A 2,370-nucleotide genomic window follows, 5' to 3' on the forward strand; every position below is an offset into this window, starting at 1 on the left:
GTGATCGAGATCAGCCTGATCACGCCGCCGGTGGGGATGAACGTCTTCGTGCTGCGGGCGGTGCTGCCGGACGTTTCCACGGGGACGATCTTCCGCGGCGTGACGCCGTTCTGGGTGGCCGGTACGATACGGGCGCTGCTGGTGCTGGTGTTCCCGGCGATCGTGCTGTTCCTGCCCCAGCTACTCTATTGAGGGCCGCCCGAGGGAAGGCCGCCGAGGAGAATTGCGATGAATATGGAGGAATCCGGGCTCGATGCCAGGCATCCGGGCGGTGAGGGAGCGGTGTCGGCCCCCCGGGCGGAGCTGGACCTCAACCAGTTCCTGCCCTATCGGCTCAACCGCCTGGCGGACCAGATCAGCCAGTCCCTGGCCGAGCTCTATGCCGAGCGCTACCAGCTCAACGTGGCCCAGTGGCGGGTGCTGGCCTGGCTCAGCCACTGCGACGACCTGACGGCGAAGAAGGTCTGCGCCTACACCAACATGGACAAGGCGCGGGTCTCGCGGGCGATCCAGGCCCTGGAGGAGCGCGGCCTGATCTCCCGCACCCCCTCCCCGCGGGACCAGCGGCAGCACGACCTGCACCTCACCGCGGCGGGACAGGCGCTGCTGGCCGAGCTGGTACCCGAGGCCCAGGCCTGGGAGGCCGAGCTGGTGGCCACCCTGAGTGCCGGTGAGTACCGCGACCTGCTCAACGTGATGCGCAAGCTCGAGCGCCAGCTCGAGCGTATCGGCTGAGGCGCCTTCCTCTCCCTGCCGGGGCCTTCCTGGCGACGCTCCTCGCGGCCGTTGCCCGAACGGCCGGAGGGAACATGTTGCCGGTTCTTTGTTTGCAGGCTATGTAGCGTAACGCAATATGTCTTCTGTCACGGGAGGCGTGTGCAGTCTCGTCGCCTGCCCATACTCCACGTGCCATCAATAATCCATTGATTTATATATTCTTTATTCGGATGCGACTTAAGTTGTATTAGCTATTGGTCGTGATGGCGTTGCGTTCATGGGTGTGGCAAGGGCATTGTATGTCCGAACGTGTTTCCTGGATAAGCGAGTACAAGAAGATTAATGTATCGCATTGATCGCCCCGGAAACCGCTCCCTGCCACCCGACGATACCGCCAGCCGCCCGCGACGACGGAGGAACTGAACAATGAACAAGACAACAGGCCTGATGCTCGGCACCCTGACAGCCGCCATCATGAGCACGTCCGCCCTGGCCCAGACCACCATCACGGTCAGCACCTGGGCCGGCCCCAACCACGGCATCAACACCATGGTCTGGCCGACCTGGAAATCCTGGATCGAGGAGGCCACCGAGGGCCGCGTGACCGTCGAGGTGGTACACGACATGGGGCCGCCCGCCTCCCAGATGGAGATGGTGGCCGACGGCATCGCCGATGCCACCTGGGTCTTCCACGGCTACAACACCGGCCGCTTCGAGCTGACCAAGCTTCCCGAATTCCCCACCTTCGAGGACTTCTCCTCCGAGAACGCCTCCGCCGCCTACTGGCGCACCCACCTGGAGCACCTGGCGCAGGCCGGCGAGCACCGCGGCGTCGATGTGGTGGCGGCCGGCGTGCACGGCCCGGGCTGGATCTTCAGCAGCGAGCAGTACGAGACCCTCGACGACATGAAGGGCAAGCGCATCCGCGTCGGCGGCGGCGTGATGGGCGACCTCTCCAACGCCCTGGAACTGACCGGCGTGGCCCTGCCGCCCACCGGCGTCTACGAGGCGGGCTCCCAGGGGGTCATCGACGGCGCCATGCTGGTGCCCGAGGGGCTGCGCAGCTTCCGCGTTGCCGAGATCTTCCCCTACACCCTCAAGGTGGATGGCGGCTTCTATCGCGGCAGCTTCACCATCGTGGTCAACCCGATGATCTGGGACCAGATGTCGGCAGAGGATCGTGAGGCGGTCGAGGCCGTCTCCGGCGAGCGTCTGTCGCGCCTGTTCGGCTACATGATGGACGTCTCCGACGTGCGCGGCGTCGCCTTCGCCGAGGAGCAGGGTCACACCTTCACCGAGCTCGGCGACGACGACCTCGAGACCCTGCGCGGGATCAGTGACGACATGATCGAGGCGTGGGCCGAGTCGGTCTCCGCAAGCCGCGACGTCGATGCCATGGCCGCCATCGAGTTCTTCCGCGAGCAGCTCGCCGCTGCCGCCGAGGAAGAGAGCGTGGGTGACCTGGTGCCCGACGACTACAAGTAAGTCCCCTCGTCGCCACATTCTGTCGCCACATGGAGGGCGACCGACCATGCATTCCCCGACGACCCGTGCCGCGCGTGTCGGCCGGGTCCTGCAGCTGACGCTGGAGGGGGTGGCCGGTGCCACCCTCTTCGGCATGATGCTGCTGACCACGGCAGACGTGACCGGCCG

The 2,370-nt window shown here is 65.9% G+C and carries 3 protein-coding genes; all 3 read left to right on the forward strand.

Annotation, left to right across the window (positions count from 1 at the left end):
• A partial coding sequence (locus tag BDK63_RS18190) for a TRAP transporter large permease subunit (RefSeq protein ID WP_183334549.1) occupies nucleotides 1–192 on the forward strand: 192 nt, incomplete at its 5' end.
• A gap of 42 nt (nucleotides 193–234) precedes the next feature.
• Nucleotides 235–735, forward strand: a complete 501-nt coding sequence (locus tag BDK63_RS18195; RefSeq protein ID WP_183334553.1) for a MarR family winged helix-turn-helix transcriptional regulator — start codon at nucleotides 235–237, stop codon at nucleotides 733–735.
• A gap of 408 nt (nucleotides 736–1,143) precedes the next feature.
• Nucleotides 1,144–2,202, forward strand: a complete 1,059-nt coding sequence (locus BDK63_RS18200) for a TRAP transporter substrate-binding protein (RefSeq protein ID WP_183334551.1) — start codon at nucleotides 1,144–1,146, stop codon at nucleotides 2,200–2,202.
• The last annotated feature ends 168 nt before the right edge of the window (nucleotides 2,203–2,370 follow it).

The organism is Halomonas campaniensis (assembly GCF_014193375.1).
Classification (GTDB): domain Bacteria; phylum Pseudomonadota; class Gammaproteobacteria; order Pseudomonadales; family Halomonadaceae; genus Halomonas; species Halomonas campaniensis.

What these genes read in the sequence shown, in the direction of transcription:
- BDK63_RS18195 (WP_183334553.1), top strand. Translation starts at nt 235, where the DNA reads ATGGAGGAATCCGGGCTCGATGCCAGGCATCCGGGCGGTGAGGGAGCG.
- BDK63_RS18200 (WP_183334551.1), top strand. Translation starts at nt 1,144, where the DNA reads ATGAACAAGACAACAGGCCTGATGCTCGGCACCCTGACAGCCGCCATC.